The sequence below is a fragment of the Mycobacterium sp. NGS51 genome, assembly GCF_059812525.1.
Window position 1 is genome coordinate 1 of record NZ_JCALCV010000063.1, and the last position, 509, is coordinate 509.

Below are 509 nucleotides of genomic sequence, written 5' to 3' on the forward strand. Positions count from 1 at the left end.
GTCAATGTGTTGACCCAGACGCCGTCGGCGGTCAATGCGCTCTCGCCGCAGGGGTTGGAGTCGGTGGCGGTGTTGTTGGGCGGGGAGGCGTGTCCGGCGGAGGTGGTGGATCGGTGGGCGCCGGGGCGGGTGGTGATCAACGCCTACGGCCCGACCGAGATCACGGTGTATGCGTCGATGAGCGCGCCATTGGTGGCGGGTTCGGGCGCGGCGCCCATTGGTGCGCCGGTGTCGACGGCGGCGGTGTTTGTGCTTGATGAGTGGTTGCGCCCGGTACCGCCTGGTGTGGTGGGGGAGCTCTACGTGGCCGGCAGTGGTGTGGCGTGTGGGTATCTAAGGCGGTCGGCGTTGACCGCATCGCGGTTTGTGGCCTGCCCATTCGGCGGGGCCGAGGTGGCCGGGCAGCGGATGTATCGCACCGGGGATTTGGTGAGTTGGCGCGCTGATGGGCAGTTGCAGTATTTGGGCCGCGCCGATGATCAGGTCAAGATCCGCGGGTATCGCATCGA

The 509-nt window shown here is 67.4% G+C and carries 1 protein-coding gene; it reads left to right on the forward strand.

The window, feature by feature from the left end; genetic code table 11:
* Positions 1–509, forward strand: a 509-nt coding sequence (locus tag AC5Y5W_RS24975; RefSeq protein WP_500022663.1) for an AMP-binding protein, incomplete at both ends; no start/stop codon positions are given.